We start from the raw sequence: 16,687 nt of genomic DNA on the forward strand, positions 1-16,687 counted from the left end.
CTAATTCTCGGCCCACTCGGCCAGCACTTCTTCGAACAATTCGGTGCCGCGTGCGCCTTTTTCGAGCGTCAATATCGCTTTGCGCCCTGTGCTGTAGATCAATGGAAGATCAAGCCATCCATTTTGACCCAATAATTCGATGTTGCGAGCCACATCATTTTCCGCGCCGCTCATGGCGAACAGGAATGAATTGTCCACGATCCGCACCGAGGCGCCAACCAAAGTGGTGCCTTGCGCCAATTCTTGGTTTTTCATCAATACGCCAGGCAGGCTGGCAATGCTGCCGCCCAAGAAGCTGTCTGTGACGCTAAAGTTCACTTCGATCAAATGACTTGCTGGCAGCGCCTCATCGCTATTCTTGCGGATCAACACATCGACCGACAAATTACGCGCTGGTATGGACGCCACGGCCCGGATGGTTGGTAAGCCCAACTCATCAACTTCACGCGACCATTCGGTTTGGCCCGAAAACGGCACCGCACCGCCGGAGCCGCTCGTTTGCTCCTCGATCAACAAGGATTGTGCGCCCGCAGCAGCGGCTTGCGTATTCGGGTCTTCCACATTCAACGGATTTTCAGGCGTCTCATCTGTCGCCGTCGTATCGTCAGCGCTGGGCAACCGCGCGTCATCATTGGTCGCCGTATCCGTGCTCTCATCTGCTGGCGTGTCGCTCGTTGTCGGCGTTTCCGCCACATCTGTTGTCGCGCTGTCGTCCGTTGTCGGCGTGCTATCATCCGGGTTGGTGACATTGTCATCAGCAGCAACAGGGGCATCGCCTTCATCCGCGGCCGCCGAACTATCATCTACCTCGGGGGTCAAGCGTGCCGTATTGCTTTCAGCTGGCGTCGATGTTTCCGTATTTCCTGGCGTGACATCACGTACATTCGTTTCGGATGGCGTGTCCGCTTGATCGCTAGGCTGGTCATCATTTGCCGTTGCGTTATCCGCAGGTTCGCCCACGATAAATTCACTCAACCCGACCTGTTTAAAGATGGGATCAAGATTGACATAACCTTCGCGCCACGCCCAATAGGTGCCGCCGCCCAACAGCGCGATCAGCAACACAAAAACGCCGAAAAACACCAAAAGACCGCCACCGCCGCCAGTTTGTTCATCTTCAACAAACTCCGGGCTGTCTTCAATCATCTCTGGTTCGTCGCGGGTCGCCGCAGTGATCGTACCTGATGAACTTTCATCCATCAGCGCTTCATCAGCATCGGCATCATGTTTGCCTTCTGCTTCGCGGTCCAAAGCCATCAGCGCACGATCAATCGCCGCTTGCGCGTCGTCATTGTCGGCATCTGCAGTGCTGGGATCATCAAGGTCCACATCAACTTCGCGCACACTTGAGAGCGCCGCCTCAATGTTCGTGCTTGACGATGGCTTCTCCGCGCTCACATTCGGGATGGGCGCATCTACCGCAGCAGCCGCGCGCGCTTGCGCAATGACATCATCTACACTGGACGCACGATAATCATTTTGATCGTCGGTGGACGTCTCCAGCTGTTCAACCAAATCATCGATTGATGTTTCGTCCGACGTTTCTTCTACATCCTGAAGGGGCGCTTCAACATCGTCGTCTTGCGCTTCTTCAGCATCATCATTAGCGCTGTCATCCACCTGCTCCTCAGCAACATCCGCGTCCTCAGCAGAAGAATGGTCAGGCTCCAAAACATCAGAAGATTTGGGCGCTTCTGTCGGCGCGTCATCGCTTTCTGCAGCTGTGTCTGGTTCAGCAAAATCTGTGTCGTCGGAAGCTGCATCTGAAATATCATCATCAGTGGCTTCAGTTTCGGCTGCAAAATCTTCGCCAATTGGCGCTTGCTCAAAACTATCGTCAACGCTCTCTTCGTCCACTACATGCTCAGCAGCGGTATTATCATCCGAAGCGGGTTCGGTGGAGTCATCTTGCGGAACAACTTCTTCCGCACCTGCAGGTTCCTCATCTGCAGAGATATCCTCTGGCGCGGTCTCCGTTATGTCCTCTTCCGGTGTTGCAACAGCAGGCTCATCCGCAGCTTCCGGCTCAACATCCATGTCCTCAGGCGAAGGCGCAGCGTCCATGACCGCGTCATCTTGCGCTTCTTCAGCTGTTGAAGGTTCTGGAGCCGTCTCTTCCACGACCTCTTCTTGCTCGCGATGCGACAGGCCTTGCAGAAGTTTTTCAGTCGCTTCCTGTTCAACTTGGCGAATACAATCCTCCAAGGTCAAACGGTGCTGCGTAATATCACGCGGGGGAATGGGCGGGTCAATCGCATGCAATTGCGTCACCAGCGCAGAACGCGCTTTTTCGTAAACAGCCCGTCGGGCTGTGCCGTTATTCTCCGGCAAGGCGTCAATCGCCCGGCGCAAAAGCTCTCTATAATCTGCCATTAGCTACTCAAACTCATTCCCCTGGGATATTAACCCCTTATTAGTTGTAGCGAAAAAAACTTAGTCTTGAAAAGGGTCATGCACCAAAATGCTGTCTAAACGCTCCGGAGATGTGGATAGAACCGCAACAGGGGTGCCGATCAACTCTTCGATCCGCCGTACATATTTCACTGCTTCTGCTGGCAAATCCGCCCACGAACGTGCGCCCGCTGTGGTGCCTTGCCAACCTGCCAGGGTCTCATAAATTGGCTGCACATTTGCTTGGCCTTGCATGGTGGAGGGCAAATAATCGATCCGCTCGCCATCCAATTCATAACCAACACAAACTTTGATTTCTTCCATACCATCCAAAACATCGAGCTTGGTTAAAGCGATACCATTGATGCCAGAAACCTGAACTGTTTGTTTCACCAACACTGCGTCAAACCAACCGCAACGCCGCTTACGGCCCGTGTTTACGCCCCACTCATGGCCCTTTTCGCCAAGATATTCGCCAATCTCATTCAACTGCTCAGTGGGGAAAGGTCCTTCACCCACACGCGTGGTGTAGGCTTTGGTGATGCCCAAAACATAATCCAAAGCGCCAGGCCCAAGCCCTGAGCCGTTGGCCGCCTGGCCACCAATGGTGTTGGACGAGGTCACAAACGGGTAGGTGCCGTGCTCAATATCCAGCAACGCGCCTTGTGCGCCTTCAAACAAAATGCGTTTGCCATCGCGGCGCATTTGGTTCAATCGTTCCCAAACCCGGCCGGCAAAAGGCAGCACTTCGTCAGCCACTTCCATCAACTCGTCATAGATGGTCTCGGCTTTCATTTCGTCAATACCCAAGCCGCGGCGCAAGGCATTGTGGTGACGCAACAAGCGCTCAATCTTGGTTTTCAAAACCTCAGGATCAGCCAAGTCAGCCACGCGGATGGCACGACGACCCACTTTATCTTCATAAGCGGGGCCCATGCCGCGCTTGGTGGTGCCGATCTTCAGGCCCGCATTTGAATTTTCGCGGAAGCTATCCAGCTCGCGGTGCAGCGACAGGATCAAACACGCATTGTCCGCCACCATCAAATTCTCAGGCGAAATCGCCACCCCTTGCCCGCGCAACAGCGCCAGCTCTTTGACGAAATGGTGCGGGTCAACCACCACACCATTGCCAATCACGGAGAATTTGCCCGGGCGCACAACGCCAGACGGCAACAATGCTGTTTTATATGTGACCCCATCGATCACCAAAGTATGGCCGGCATTGTGACCGCCTTGGAACCGCACCACAACATCGGCGCGTTCGCTCAACCAGTCTACAATCTTGCCTTTGCCTTCATCGCCCCACTGGGAGCCGATCACAACAACATTTGCCATTTAAACTATTTCTCCTTCGCGATCAGTTTCATTGACATAGGATTGGGACAGAATAATGCCCAAAAAGATACCCATTGCCCGCAAAAGCTGATCTTTCGGTTCACTTGGGTGTTTAGAACCGGTTCAAAACCTGATAAGCGAAGCTGATATAGCAAAAGTGAACCTATGACAAAACCACAATCCGCAGTAAACGTAAGAAAAAATCCCTTCCATCAACTGTTTAATCAGCCCTACGTGCTTTTGGTGCTGACCTCCCTGTTTTGGGGCGGCAATATGGTGGCTGGAAAATTGGCCGTGGGCGATATTGAGCCCACCAGCCTGATTGCGGGTCGTTTTGCTTTGGGTTTCTTGATCATCTTGCCGTTTGCTTGGCCGCATTTGAGAAATGATCTGCCCGTATTGATCAAAAAAACCTGGCTGCTGGCCGCTTATGGCGCGGTTGGCTTTGCTGGTTTCAACCTCTTTCTTTACTTGGGTGCCAAACACACCACTGCGGTGAATGGCGCCATCGAGCAGGCCTCCATCCCCATGATGGTGATGCTCGCCAACTTTGTTTTGTTCAGGCAACGCGCCTACCCGCTACAGCTGTTAGGTGTTGTGCTCACCCTCGTGGGCGTCATCTATGTGGCCACAGCGGGCAACCCTATGCGCTTGGCCCGCATGGATATCAATATTGGTGACGGACTAATCCTGATCGCCTGCGTCATATATGCGTCTTATTCTGTCACCTTGCGCTATCGCCCAACGGTACACTGGATGACCTTTTTGGCAGTCACCTTCTTTTTCGCCACCCTTGGCGCGCTGTTCTATCAAATCTTTTTGGGGGGCCTGCCCGCCTTTGTGTCCGGCATTGGCGACATCACGTTGCTCGGCTGGGTATTGGTGATTTATACAGGCCTTTTCCCCTCCATTCTCTCGCAGCTTTTTTATGCCCGTGGGGTGGAGTTGATCGGCGCCAACCGCGCCAGCCTGTTCATCAATGCGCTGCCCCTTTTCGGGGCTGTCCTTTCGGTCATCATCATCGGCGAAGCGCTTCAGACCTACCATTTTGTTGCGGCAGTCTTCATAATTTCAGGCATCACCATGGCCGAATATGCGGTGCGCACCGCCAAAAAACGCGAAGCCTTGAAAGCCGCGATGGAAGAGGAGAAAGAGCCGGATAATGAGCGAACATAAAGAATTGTTAGAGCGCATTGAAGCCTTAGAAATGCGCGTGGCCTATCAAGAACAAACCATCGATGATCTAAACCAAACCATCACCAAGCAATGGACCGAGTTTGACAAACTCAACCGCGAAATCGCCAAGCTCTATGCGCAAATGCAAGAGATCGACAATGGCGGCGGTGGTGAGATCGATGAGCGCCCACCACATTATTGAGCTGAAAATGAAATAGGGAAAGCCTGCTCAACCACGCTTTCCCTACCCTCATTAGATGCGCGCTGCAGCGCGCATCGGCTGAATTTCTAGTCTAACGGACTTAGAATTTTAGTGACTTGGCCTGCTTTACGCCTTCCAGCGCGGCAATGGTGGCCAATTGCTTGTCGCTCAACTCACCGTCAATATTGATCAAAGCAATGGCGTCACCGCCGCTTTCCACACGACCCAAGTTGAAGTTGGCGATATTGACGCCTTCATTGCCCAACAACGTGCCCAAACGGCCGATAAAGCCAGGCTTGTCTTCGTTGGTGATGTAAAGCATGGCTGGTGTGATTTCCGCTTCCATATTCACACCCTTCACCTGGATCAAGCGTGGCTTGCCATCCGCAAACACGGTGCCGGCGACTGAACGTTCCTGCCGCTCGGTAATCACAGTCAGGCGGATATAGTTTTCATAGGCGCCCTGCTGTTCGCGATTAACGGTTTCCACATGCATACCACGGTCTTTCGCCAATACCGGCGCAGACACCATGTTCACATCGCCCAACAACGGCTTGAGCACGCCAGTGAGCAAAGCAGAAACCATCGGCTTGGTATTGAGGTCCGCTACATGGCCTTCAAACTCAATCCGCACGCCTTTAATGCCACTCTCAGTCAATTGCCCCGCAAAGCTGCCCAGCATTTCTGCCAATTTCACAAATGGCATCAAGCGTGGCGCTTCTTCCGCAGAGATTGAAGGGAAGTTCAACGCATTGGATATGGCCCCATGCATCAAATAGGCACTCATTTGCTCGGCCACTTGCAATGCCACATTTTCCTGCGCCTCATTGGTAGACGCGCCAAGGTGCGGCGTGGCAATCAGATTTGGCGCCTCAAACAATGGATTATCGGTGGCAGGTTCCACTTCAAACACATCCATGGCGGCGCCAGCAAGCTTGCCGCTTTCCAGAGCCTCTTTTAGCGCGACCTCATCAACCAAACCACCGCGGGCACAGTTGATCAGGCGGGCACCAGTTTTCATCTTAGCGATATTCTCAGCGCTGATGATGCCGCGTGTCGCGTCAGTCAGTGGCGTATGTAAAGAGATAAAATCGGCCCGCGCCAGCAGCTCATCGAGCTCGACCTTTTCAACGCCCAGGTCAAGCGCACGTTCTGGCGTCAAAAACGGATCGAACGCGATCACTTTCATCTTAAGGCCTTGGGCCCGGTCAGCCACGATGGCACCAATATTGCCGCAGCCAATAATACCAAGCGTTTTGGCGGTCACTTCCACGCCCATAAATTTGGACTTTTCCCACTTGCCCGCACGCGTAGATGCATCAGCAGCTGGGATCTGACGGGCCAAGGACAGCAGCAAAGAAATGGCATGTTCCGCAGTGGTGATGGAGTTGCCAAAAGGCGTGTTCATCACAATGATGCCTTTGGCGGTTGCTTGTGGAATATCCACATTGTCCACGCCAATACCGGCGCGACCAACAACTTTCAAATTGTCGGCAGCCGCAATCACTTTCTCAGTGACTTTGGTGGCGGAACGAATGGCCAAGCCATCATATTGGCCGATGATTTCAAGCAATTTTTCTTTGTCTTTGCCCACATCAGGCAAAAAATCTACATCCACGCCATTGTCGCGGAAAATCTGTACAGCTGTTTCGCTCAGCTTGTCGGATACGAGAACCTTAGGCATAGGAGCCTCCATAAATGTCAAAATTTTGGGAAAAAGGCTGGCGGTTTTCCGTCAGCCGGTCTTCTCTTTAGGAGGCGCCTAAAGCGCCGCTTTTTCTGCCGCAAAAGCAAAATCGAGCCAATGGGTCAAGGCTTCCAAATCGGCTGTCTCAACCGTGGAACCAGCCCAAATCCGCAAGCCCGCCGGGGCATCGCGATAGGCCCCGATGTCGAAGGCCACGCCTTCTTGATCCAGCCGCGTAGCAATCGCCTTGGCGAATTTGGCTTGGGTGTCTGCATCAAGCGCGGTGATCTCAGGATCAACAATCTTCAAGCACACAGACGTGTTGGACCGCGTTTCAGGCACCTCAGCCAAATTGGCGACCCAATCCGTTGCTTCAACCCATGCATTCAACAGGTTGAAATTGGCGTCAGCCCGCTTTTGCAAGCCATTGTCGCCCAACGTTTTCGCCCATTCCATGGCGTCAATCGCATCTTCAATCACCATCAAGGACGGCGTGTTGATCGTCGCCGCTTCGAAAATACCTTCGATCAGCTTGCCGCCTTTGGTTAGGCGGAAAATTTTGGGCAATGGCCGATCCGGCGCATAATTTTCCAAACGCTCAACCGCGCGAGGAGAAAGAATGATCACGCCGTGAGCACCTTCGCCGCCCAGCACTTTTTGCCAGGAGAAAGTGGTGACATCCAACTTTGCGAAATCAAGCTCTTGCGCGAACGCAGCAGAGGTCGCATCGCAAATGCTTAGGCCCTCGCGGTCGGCATCAATCCAATCTGCATTTGGCACACGCACACCTGAAGTGGTGCCGTTCCAAGTAAAGACCACATCGCGGGTCCAATCCGCTTGGCCAAGGTCAGGGAGTTTGCCGTAGTCCGCGTCAAGCACACGCACATCGTCCAGCTTGAGCTGCTTTACCACATCGGTGACCCAGCCTGCGCCAAAGCTTTCCCACGCCAGCATATCAACGCCGCGTTCGCCCAGCATGGACCACAGAGCCATCTCAACCGCACCTGTGTCAGATGCAGGCACGATGCCGATACGATAATCATCAGGAACGTTGAGCAATTCACGCGTCAAATCAATCGCATATTGAATGCGAGCCTTCGCAGGCTTGGCGCGGTGAGAGCGACCCAACAAATTGTCATTGAGAAATTCAGGTGTCCAACCAGGACGTTTTGTGCACGGCCCAGATGAGAATCTGGGATTCGCCGGGCGCACGTCCGGCTTCAAAATATCTGTCATGTTGCTACCCTTTCAGATAGGCGCCCCTCGTTGGGGAGGGGTGGCCCACTGACGGGGATAGTGGCAATCGAACGCCGCGTCAACGCTTTTTATTGTCCGACAAAAACAGCCACGCAACAAAAAACCCCGGCGCAAGGTCCGGGGTTTTTCAAATCGATAATCGCTAAAGCTTAGTAGAAGCGGTAGCGAACGCTGGCGCGAATTTCGTGAGCAACAGCGTCTTGCACCCACATGCCAGACCCTTGGGTTGAGAACCCTTTGTGCCACAATGCACGGTAGCCGATATCGGCAACTGCAGCGCCCATATCATAGGCAACACCGGCCATCACAGCACCGGCCCAAGAGCGGTTACCCGCACCTGCGGCGAGATCTGGGTTGGTCGCATGTGTCGCGGAAGTGTAGTGCCAGGCTTTACCCAACCCGGCGCCGACATAACCCTGCCAACCGCCATCTGCACTTAGGCCCACGCCGCCCAAATCAAAATCATAATAAACGTTTGCCAACGCCACGGTTGAGCGCAAATCTGCTGAATAGCCATTTGCGGTCAAACCGGTGTTCCGCAACCAATCAATGGTCAAATCCGTACGGAAACCGTTGCCGAACTCATAACCAGCACCTGCACCAAGGCTGTAGCCCCAGCCCATGTCAGTTGGTGTAGCCGAGTTTGGACATGGACAAAACTCTACATTGCGCGCCCACATTGCGTTGCCCGCAACAGAGCCGCGCAAATAAAACGCACCGGAAAGGCCGTAATCTACTTCTGGCAATTCAGGCTCAGGCTGAGGCCAATCGGCGGCCAAAGCGCTCGTTCCAAACATTGAGGCAACTGCAAACAGGGCAGCTCCAATCCACTTAAGCATCATTCTAATCCTTCTACGCAAGCCACTTTTCTTGACTTTCCGAGAAAGAGTATCGACGCTTTTTCTTAAAACGCACTTAACCTAAATATTTAACCCTAATATTTTTCAAATTACTCTGTTATGTTAAGATTCTCTCCCCGAACTATTTCTCCACTGTTCAAGGCCCGACATGACCACACAATCGCGCACCATCGGCGACTGGATTTTCCTTTTATTTCTGGTACTTGTGTGGGGCAGCTCCTTCGCAACCATCAAATTTGCGATCGACTACTTCACCCCATTTTGGATTGCCGCCATACGACTCACAATAGCTGCAATCTTAATGATTTTATTTGCGTTTTGGCGCGGCGTCAGCCTGCCGAAAGGCAAAAAACAATGGCTCGCTTGCGCGGTAATGGGCAGTTTGGGCACGGCAATGCCGTTCATGCTGATCAATTATGCAAGCCAATATATTCCCTCATCCATCGCGGGATTGATGATGGCCACCGTACCCATCCAAGTGATGCTTTTGTCGCTGATCTTTTTACCTGCAGAACGCGCAACGCCCATTCGATTACTGGGCCTTTTGTGCGGCTTTTTGGGGGTTGCAGCGGTCATCTTGGGCAATGGGGCCGAAGAAACAGCAGCGGCCGCCTTTTCCCTGCTGCCTTTTATCTTACTGGTCATCGCAACTGGCGGGTATGCCAGCAATGGCATGATTTCGCGCAATGTGCTGGAGATGCCAGCTATGACCAAATCTCTCGGCGTGTTGATATTCGCCTCAATCACCGCAACCATATGTGCCTTGATCTTTGAGCCCTTGCCGCAATCTGTGCCAATCAGCGGGTGGTCCGCTGTGATTTATCTGGCGATTTTGCCAACATGGGCCACAACCATTGTGCTCTATCGCCTGCTCGACAACACCACGGCAGCCTTTGTCGCCCAATCCAACTATTTAATTCCCGCGGCCTCAATCATATTTGGAGCAATCTTGTTTGGTGAGCGTTTGGCCGCATTGCAATTTGTGGGCTTTGGATTGATTCTTTTCGGGGTTGCCGTATCCGAGGGCGTTATCCGGCGTCGGCGCAAAAAAAAGCGGCAGTATCCACCGCCGCCTTCTGCTTAAATCTGCGGGTGTGGCTTAGGCCACGCCCTCAATAATCTGAGCAATATCGCCAACGACTTGTTTGACAAGCCCCTCATCATCGCCTTCGCCCATGACGCGGATCAAAGGTTCTGTACCTGACGGACGGATCACCAGGCGGCCTGTTGCACCCAGCTTTTGTTCACCACTGGCAATGGCCTTGATCACCCGATCATCATGCAATGGCGTGCCGCCAGAAATGCGCACATTGGTCAAAAGCTGCGGCACAAGATCAAACATCTTGCAGACCTCAGAAACAGGGCGCTGGCGCTTTTGTACCAAGCTCATCACTTGCAGCGCCGAAACAAGGCCGTCACCTGTTGTTGAAAAATCCGACAGAATGATGTGGCCGGATTGCTCGCCGCCCATATTGTAGCCACCCGAACGCATGCGCTCGAGCACATAACGGTCGCCAACCTTGGTGCGTTCAAGCCGCAAATGATTGTCACTCAAGCACCGTTCAAGGCCGAGATTTGACATGATGGTGGCGACAATGCCGCCCCCGTTCAGCCATTCAAGCTCATGCCAATAAAGGGCCAATGCGGCCATCAACTGGTCGCCATCGACAATCTGACCTTTTTCATCAACGATCACAACACGATCCGCGTCGCCATCTAGGGCAATGCCAATATCAGCGCCTTCTTCAACCACCCGTTTGCACAGGGCTTCCGGGGCGGTAGAGCCGCAATCCTTATTGATGTTAAAGCCATCGGGCTCAACACCCATCGCAATGACCTCTGCGCCAAGTTCCCAGAGCGCTTCTGGTGCTGTCTTGTATGCCGCACCATTGGCGCAATCGACAACAATTTTAAGGCCCGTGAAGTCCGTGTGGCGCGGCAGTGTGCGCTTGGCGAACTCGGTATAGCGGGTGGTCACCTCATTGATACGTCTGGCGCGGCCGATTTCTCGGCCCTGCGTCAACCCGGCCGACACGCCTTTTTCCACCAGCGCTTCAATCTTTTCCTCAATCTCGTCAGACAGTTTAAATCCGTCCGGCTGGAAAAACTTGATGCCATTATCTTCGAATGGATTATGGGAGGCGGAAATCATCACCCCCAAATCAGCCCGCAACGAGCGGGTCAGCATGGCCACTGCTGGGGTCGGCACCGGGCCAAGCAAATAGACATCCATACCCACAGATGTAAAACCGCCGGTCAGGGCATATTCGATCATATAGCCGGAACGCCGCGTATCCTTGCCAATCACCACGCGATGCTGGTGATCGCCGCGACGAAACGCCATCCCGGCAGCTTGGCCAACGCGCATGGCGAGATCTGGCGTCAGCTTATCGCCGTTTGCCTTCCCCCGAATACCGTCTGTTCCAAAATATTTACGTGCCATAAACCCATCCAATTGCGATAGGCCACGCCTATCCGTTCGAAAATACAAAACTCAAAATACGAGTTAAACAAAAACCAAATCTAAATTATGGCAATAATACCTTTAGCCCTCAGGTCAAGACCTATCCAGTGCTAATTTGGCGCCCAGGCCAATCAAAAACGTGCCGCCGATACGTGGAAGCCAAGCTGAGCGGGCGCTAGCGGCTGTTAACCGTTTGAGCATCCAACCCGCGAATAAAACACACGCCAAATCTGCGCTTGAAAACATAACATTCACAATGGTGCCCAAAATCAGCATTTGTGCCCAAAGCGGCAAGCTGGCATCAAGCGACACAAATTGCGGTAAAAACGAAATAAAGAACAATGCTGTTTTGGGGTTGAGCACTTCAACACTGATGCTTTCAACAAACGCCCGCTTGGCGCTTTTGGTGCGTGGCTCATCCGCTTGGTCCGCCTTGCCGCGGCGGAAGATCATCATCAGGCCGAGATAAATGAGATAGAGCGCACCGGCAATCTTCACCACCAAATAAAGCGTAGGCACTGCCAGCAACAGTGCGGCCAAACCGAAGGCGGCCAGCATCACATGGGCATAGCCCCCCAAATGCACACCAAGGGCAGCCATTAGGCCAGCCCATTGGCCACGCGCAATTGTCTGCGCGGAAACATAAATCATCGCCGGGCCGGGCAAATAGGCAAACAAGGCTGTAGTGATCAAAAAGGCAAGTAGGATTTCAAACGACGGCATCAGACAAACTCCGGTTCGCACACCCTCAACTTTAGCACCCGCTGCACCAATAAAAAAGAGGCCCGGAGGCCTCTTTCATTGTTCGTTTGGTATCTTGAAGAACCTTAACTATCGGTTTGCGGTTCCGCATCACCTTCAGTGCCCTTGCCATCATCATTTGGCTTTTTCTTCGGCACAGCTTTGCCCGCACGTGGCACGCCTGTTGACTTCGCTGTTGGCGTGTTGTCGTCATCCGAGCGTGTTGGTTTCTTGCCATCACGCAAGGCGCGCAATTCGTCACCCGTCAAGGTTTCGAACTCAAGCAAAGATTGGGCAATGTCTTCAAACAATTGCTCATGCTCTTTGATCAAGTTGCGGGCTTTGGTTTCAGCTTCTTCCACCAAGGTGCGAACTTCTTCATCAATAAGACGCGCTGTATCGTCGGACATGTGATCGACATTTGCTGGGCCGTAAATGCCCTGCGGATCTGACTTATAAAGCACACGACCCAACTTTTCAGACATGCCCCACTCGGTGACCATGGAGGTCGCCAACTTTGTGGCACCCTGAATATCACCTGCGGCGCCTGACGTTACTTTATCAGGGCCAAACTTGTGGATCTCCGCTTCACGTCCGCCAAAGGCCAGCACCAATTGGGCCAACGCTTTTTCTTTCGAGAACGAATATTGATCGCTCTCGGGCAAGCTCATCACCATGCCCAATGCGCGACCGCGCGGGATGATGGTGGCTTTGTGGATCGGGTCCAACACATGCGACATGATCAGCGAGACAAGCGCGTGGCCAGCTTCGTGATAGGCCGTGTTGCGCTTCTCATCTTCTTTCATGGCCAAGGTGCGGCGTTCCGCGCCCATCATGATTTTGTCTTTCGCATCTTCAAATTCGGCCATCGTCACAAAACGCTTATTGCGACGCGCTGCCAACAATGCTGATTCGTTGACCAAGTTCATGATTTCCGCACCAGAAAAACCGGGTGTACCACGTGCCAGGATTTTCAAATCCACATCTGGTGCCAACGGCACTTTGCGCACATGCACTTTCAAAATCTGTTCGCGGCCGGTCACATCTGGATTTGGCACAACAACCTGACGGTCAAAACGACCCGGACGCATCAAGGCTGGATCCAAAACATCTGGACGGTTGGTCGCCGCAATCAAAATGATGCTTTCATTTTCTTCAAAGCCATCCATTTCAACCAGCAACTGGTTCAATGTTTGCTCGCGCTCATCATTGCCGCCGCCGAAGCCTGCGCCACGTGAACGGCCCACCGCATCGATCTCGTCAATAAAGATAATACAGGGCGAGTTTTTCTTGGCTTGTTCAAACATGTCGCGCACACGGCTCGCACCAACGCCCACAAACATTTCAACAAAGTCAGAACCTGAGATGGTGAAGAACGGCACATTGGCTTCGCCGGCAACAGAACGTGCCAACAATGTTTTACCTGTACCTGGAGGACCCACCAGCAGCACGCCGCGCGGAATTTTACCGCCCAAGCGCTGAAACTTACCTGGATCGCGCAAATAATCCACGATCTCTTCAAGGTCTTGTTTGGCTTCGTCGACACCAGCAACATCTTCAAATGTTACTTTGCCATTACTCTCCGTCAGCAGTTTTGCGCGCGACTTGCCAAAGCCCATCGCGCCGCCGCGACCGCCACCTTGCATCTGGCGGATAAAGAAGAACCATACGGCAATGATCACAATAAACGGCAACCATGAGGACAATAGGATTGTCCAGAACGGGCTTGATTCCGGTGGCTTAGCTTCAATCGTCACGCCACGGGCTTCAAGACGGGACACCACATCCACCCCTTCAGGCAGATAGGTTTCAAATTGCTGCCCGTTACTTAGGGTGCCGCGCAACCGATTTTGGGTGATGGTGACGTTTTGAACAGACCCAGCATCCACATCCGAAACGAATTGTGAATAGGTCTTTTGTGTCAGCCCCGCAGTTTGCGACGATGTTTGAAAAATTTGGAAGAGGCCAAGCAACATAACAAGGATAATCATCCAAATTGCAAGGTTGCGAAAATTACCGTTCATTTAACCTGCCTTGAATAAATGTGCATACTCTATACGCACACAATGAGAATTTGGATCGAATGTAAGGTCCAATGCCCTTAGTTACAAGGGCGCGACCTTCAATTTGATGACTGTTCTTAACACAATGTGTTTAACAAACGCCCGACCAATTGCCGCACTTGCGGCGCTTAAGACAGCGCATTGGGACCAAATATCCGAAAAACGTCAATATTGGGGCCTAAAACATGTTCGCCGAGCGCTAAAATCTCGTCACCGCTGGTCACCACTGGCGCAGCGCGCACAGCTTCCATCGGCACAAAACTCAAATCAGGCAACAATTGATCGAATTTAGCGCGGGTCATCGCCATCGCTGGTTGCACTTGCACCGACGCGGGCGCATCAGCCGCCAAGATGATTTTAAACCGATCATCCCATATCAAACTCTCGCCCGGCTCCAGCGACAAGGGTTGATCATTCAGGCGCCCCACCTCTCGGAACACTTGAATTAAAGCGCCATGACCACGAATGCCGCAACCGCCAAGCGTTTGCCCCCGCAAATGCAGTTGCCCCATGCACAATAAATCATAGAGCGCTTCAACTTTGGCGAGGTCTGGCGCCGCCGACGCGCCACCTGCATCATCAAGCGCCCGCACCAGCAAACGAACCCCGATTTCGGCGGGTTCAGACTTGATCAGCGCATGGTCAAACAACACGCAGCCAAAGGGGTCGATAAAGAATCGCTCGCTATAAACACCCTCTGCAACGGCATTCAAGGCGGCGTCCGCACGCCGCAATCGTCGGGTTGAAAGACCAATATTTTTTGTTTGCAGCCCCAAGCGCTGCAACCCTTTCAACGCCTGCCGCCATCGCACGCGTTCAAACTTTTCATCATTATTGGATGGGTCCACCACATAGGTAATTTGCTCTGCATCCAAAAATGACACCAAATCGGCCTTAGGCAAGTCGAGGAAGGGGCGAATAATATCAAGCCCGAACGCCACCGAACTGCGCCCCATGGCCCCAAGCCCGGAAAGCCCGCTGCCCCGCGCCAGCCGCATGAAAAATGTTTCCGCCTGATCATCCAAATGATGTGCGGTAAAAAGCTGGGTAAGGTCCAATTCCTGCATTTTATTTTGCATTAATTGATAGCGGACCTCCCGCGCACTTTCTTGAATGCGGGACGTGGGGGCAAATGCATCAGGCGTCAGAATGGAACAGGCAAGTCCCAAGGCTTGTGCCGCACGTTGCACCAACTGTGCTTCCTCAGCCGCTTCCGGGCGCAAACCATGGTCGACGGTGAGCACAACCAATTCAATGTCTTGATCCTGCTGCGCTGCAAAGCGCGCGGCCAAATGCATCAGGGCCATGCTGTCTGGTCCTCCAGAAACAGCAAGCGCCGCCTTTTGGGTTTCAAAAAGCGGCGCGAAAATATAATTCAGAAAATCTGGCTCAAGCAAATACTGATGTTGACGTTCAATATTTAACATTGTGCCTTTCGCTGTTCCTCTGAGACGCGTTGTTTAAATGCCTTGGGTTGGTCGGGATATCGACGCAACACCTCCACAAACGTACGACAAGCCGTCTCCCTTTCGCCAGCACTGTTTAGGGAAATCCCCAATTTCATCACCATGTCGGGTGAACGTGCAGCATTTGGATGGGCTTCAAAGCCCCTGAGCAGCACTTCCGCCGCCTCTTCATATTCACCGCGATTGAGCAAACTATCGCCCAACCAATGATAGGCGTCGGGGGCCAGCCTGTTGTTCGGGAACAGTCCAATAAATTGCCGGAACTGGTCTTCCGCAAACACATAATCGCCGCGCAGCAAGGCTTCGTAACCCGCATCATATTGCGCCTTGGCATCCGCATCCGACAAGGCTGCACCCGGATCAAACTCAAGGTCCATAGGCTGCCCCGCGCCGATGCCCGCCAATGCGTCATCAGAAAGTGTACCCAGCGTGCCTTCAGGCGTACCAAGTGTTAAGGGCACGTCTTGATCGGCTAAAGTTCCCTCGCTTTGGCTCTGCGGCACTCCCCCAGATGGCGTCTCGCGATCTGATTGGGGTGCCGCACTAGTTTTTCCCAGCGCACCGCCTTCGAGTTCTTGGAACCGGAATTCATAATCTTCTTGCATGCGTTCAAGCAAAGTCTGCATTTGAGTGAGCTGGAATTGAAGCCCCTCAACTTGACCCGTCAATGTCCGCATCCGCTCTTCAATCGCATCAATGCGCACATTCACCTCGGCCACTTGCCGCGACTGCGCCACTTTCACCGTGATTGGCTGGCGATCCGAAACACGTTCGATGCCCAATCCGTCAAACCCTTGTTCAAGCACCAAAACATGGTTGCTCAACAAATCTGCCTGCTGTTCGAGCTGGATCAAACGGCTGAACGCCGTGTCATTCGTCTGGCTGCCTGCTTGCGCCACACCGGTTGCCCCGGCGCAAACCACACCCATCGTCGCTGCAGCAATCATTTTTGCCCAACGTTTGTTCATAACCGACATAAAGTCACTCCTTCGTTCGTAACGAACCGTCACGCATCAAACCACCTAATAGATTGAAGGTAAAACAA

The 16,687-nt window shown here is 53.0% G+C and carries 13 protein-coding genes; 3 read left to right on the forward strand and 10 right to left on the reverse strand.

Translation table 11 applies throughout. From position 1 onward, the window contains the following. Both G549_RS0110135 and G549_RS0110140 read right to left on the reverse strand, forming a co-directional pair. On the reverse strand, nt 1-2,373 hold the full coding sequence (locus G549_RS0110135) for a hypothetical protein (RefSeq protein WP_027834940.1): 2,373 nt from the start codon (nt 2,371-2,373) through the stop codon (nt 1-3). A gap of 60 nt (nt 2,374-2,433) precedes the next feature. Continuing rightward, nucleotides 2,434-3,726, reverse strand: a complete 1,293-nt coding sequence (locus tag G549_RS0110140; RefSeq protein ID WP_027834941.1) for an adenylosuccinate synthase — start codon at nt 3,724-3,726, stop codon at nt 2,434-2,436. 165 nt (nt 3,727-3,891) lie between these two features. On the opposite strand from G549_RS0110140, the gene G549_RS19830 reads away from it, so the two are divergent. Continuing rightward, nucleotides 3,892-4,902, forward strand: a complete 1,011-nt coding sequence (locus G549_RS19830; protein WP_051213606.1) for a DMT family transporter — start codon at nt 3,892-3,894, stop codon at nt 4,900-4,902. Continuing rightward, nucleotides 4,889-5,104 (forward strand): SlyX family protein, encoded by a 216-nt coding sequence (locus G549_RS0110150; RefSeq protein ID WP_036221858.1) that lies wholly within the window; start codon nt 4,889-4,891, stop codon nt 5,102-5,104. The genes G549_RS19830 and G549_RS0110150 overlap by 14 nt, the downstream gene beginning before the upstream one ends. Nucleotides 5,105-5,204: 100 nt before the next feature. Here G549_RS0110150 and serA read toward each other — a convergent pair whose 3' ends face one another. The 3 genes from serA to G549_RS0110165 all read right to left on the reverse strand — a co-directional run bounded on the left by serA (nt 5,205) and on the right by G549_RS0110165 (nt 8,890). Beyond that, on the reverse strand, nt 5,205-6,788 hold the full coding sequence (serA, locus tag G549_RS0110155) for a phosphoglycerate dehydrogenase (protein WP_036221860.1): 1,584 nt from the start codon (nt 6,786-6,788) through the stop codon (nt 5,205-5,207). A gap of 78 nt (nt 6,789-6,866) precedes the next feature. Continuing rightward, nucleotides 6,867-8,027 carry a phosphoserine transaminase gene (locus tag G549_RS0110160; RefSeq protein WP_027834944.1) on the reverse strand — a complete coding sequence of 387 codons (1,161 nt, stop codon included), beginning with the start codon at nt 8,025-8,027 and terminating at the stop codon, nt 6,867-6,869. Nucleotides 8,028-8,197: 170 nt separating this feature from the next. Beyond that, complete coding sequence (locus G549_RS0110165) at nt 8,198-8,890, reverse strand: outer membrane protein (protein ID WP_027834945.1); 693 nt, start codon at nt 8,888-8,890, stop codon at nt 8,198-8,200. 166 nt (nt 8,891-9,056) lie between these two features. On the opposite strand from G549_RS0110165, the gene G549_RS0110170 reads away from it, so the two are divergent. Beyond that, the gene (locus tag G549_RS0110170) at nt 9,057-9,992 is read left to right on the forward strand and encodes a DMT family transporter (RefSeq protein ID WP_027834946.1); all 936 of its coding nucleotides are present in this window, start codon (nt 9,057-9,059) and stop codon (nt 9,990-9,992) included. A 15-nt stretch (nt 9,993-10,007) separates the two neighbouring features. Here G549_RS0110170 and glmM read toward each other — a convergent pair whose 3' ends face one another. The 5 genes from glmM to ybgF form a co-directional block, all read right to left on the reverse strand. Then, nucleotides 10,008-11,351: a phosphoglucosamine mutase gene (gene glmM / locus G549_RS0110175; protein ID WP_027834947.1), complete on the reverse strand. Its 1,344-nt coding sequence runs from the start codon at nt 11,349-11,351 to the stop codon at nt 10,008-10,010. Nucleotides 11,352-11,465: 114 nt separating this feature from the next. Next, nucleotides 11,466-12,095, reverse strand: a complete 630-nt coding sequence (locus tag G549_RS0110180; RefSeq protein WP_027834948.1) for a LysE family translocator — start codon at nt 12,093-12,095, stop codon at nt 11,466-11,468. A 104-nt stretch (nt 12,096-12,199) separates the two neighbouring features. Next, nucleotides 12,200-14,137 (reverse strand): ATP-dependent zinc metalloprotease FtsH, encoded by a 1,938-nt coding sequence (ftsH, locus tag G549_RS0110185; RefSeq protein ID WP_027834949.1) that lies wholly within the window; start codon nt 14,135-14,137, stop codon nt 12,200-12,202. A 167-nt stretch (nt 14,138-14,304) separates the two neighbouring features. Then, entirely contained in the window at nt 14,305-15,603 is a 1,299-nt protein-coding gene (tilS, locus tag G549_RS19835) for a tRNA lysidine(34) synthetase TilS (RefSeq protein ID WP_051213607.1), read from the reverse strand. Next, the gene (gene ybgF / locus G549_RS19840) at nt 15,597-16,619 is read right to left on the reverse strand and encodes a tol-pal system protein YbgF (protein WP_051213608.1); all 1,023 of its coding nucleotides are present in this window, start codon (nt 16,617-16,619) and stop codon (nt 15,597-15,599) included. Before ybgF ends, tilS begins: the two co-directional genes overlap by 7 nt. Nucleotides 16,620-16,687 lie beyond the last annotated feature (68 nt).

The sequence above is a fragment of the Maritalea myrionectae DSM 19524 genome, assembly GCF_000423365.1.
GTDB classification, from domain to species: domain Bacteria; phylum Pseudomonadota; class Alphaproteobacteria; order Rhizobiales; family Devosiaceae; genus Maritalea; species Maritalea myrionectae.

Bases quoted from the DNA above. Each gene is read 5' to 3' on its own strand.
- tilS (WP_051213607.1), bottom strand. From the start codon at position 15,603: ATGTTAAATATTGAACGTCAACATCAGTATTTGCTTGAGCCAGATTTT.
- G549_RS0110180 (WP_027834948.1), bottom strand. From the start codon at position 12,095: ATGCCGTCGTTTGAAATCCTACTTGCCTTTTTGATCACTACAGCCTTG.
- G549_RS19830 (WP_051213606.1), top strand. From the start codon at position 3,892: ATGACAAAACCACAATCCGCAGTAAACGTAAGAAAAAATCCCTTCCAT.
- G549_RS0110140 (WP_027834941.1), bottom strand. From the start codon at position 3,726: ATGGCAAATGTTGTTGTGATCGGCTCCCAGTGGGGCGATGAAGGCAAA.
- G549_RS0110135 (WP_027834940.1), bottom strand. From the start codon at position 2,373: ATGGCAGATTATAGAGAGCTTTTGCGCCGGGCGATTGACGCCTTGCCG.
- ftsH (WP_027834949.1), bottom strand. From the start codon at position 14,137: ATGAACGGTAATTTTCGCAACCTTGCAATTTGGATGATTATCCTTGTT.
- G549_RS0110170 (WP_027834946.1), top strand. From the start codon at position 9,057: ATGACCACACAATCGCGCACCATCGGCGACTGGATTTTCCTTTTATTT.
- G549_RS0110160 (WP_027834944.1), bottom strand. From the start codon at position 8,027: ATGACAGATATTTTGAAGCCGGACGTGCGCCCGGCGAATCCCAGATTC.
- serA (WP_036221860.1), bottom strand. From the start codon at position 6,788: ATGCCTAAGGTTCTCGTATCCGACAAGCTGAGCGAAACAGCTGTACAG.
- G549_RS0110165 (WP_027834945.1), bottom strand. From the start codon at position 8,890: ATGATGCTTAAGTGGATTGGAGCTGCCCTGTTTGCAGTTGCCTCAATG.
- glmM (WP_027834947.1), bottom strand. From the start codon at position 11,351: ATGGCACGTAAATATTTTGGAACAGACGGTATTCGGGGGAAGGCAAAC.
- ybgF (WP_051213608.1), bottom strand. From the start codon at position 16,619: ATGTCGGTTATGAACAAACGTTGGGCAAAAATGATTGCTGCAGCGACG.
- G549_RS0110150 (WP_036221858.1), top strand. From the start codon at position 4,889: ATGAGCGAACATAAAGAATTGTTAGAGCGCATTGAAGCCTTAGAAATG.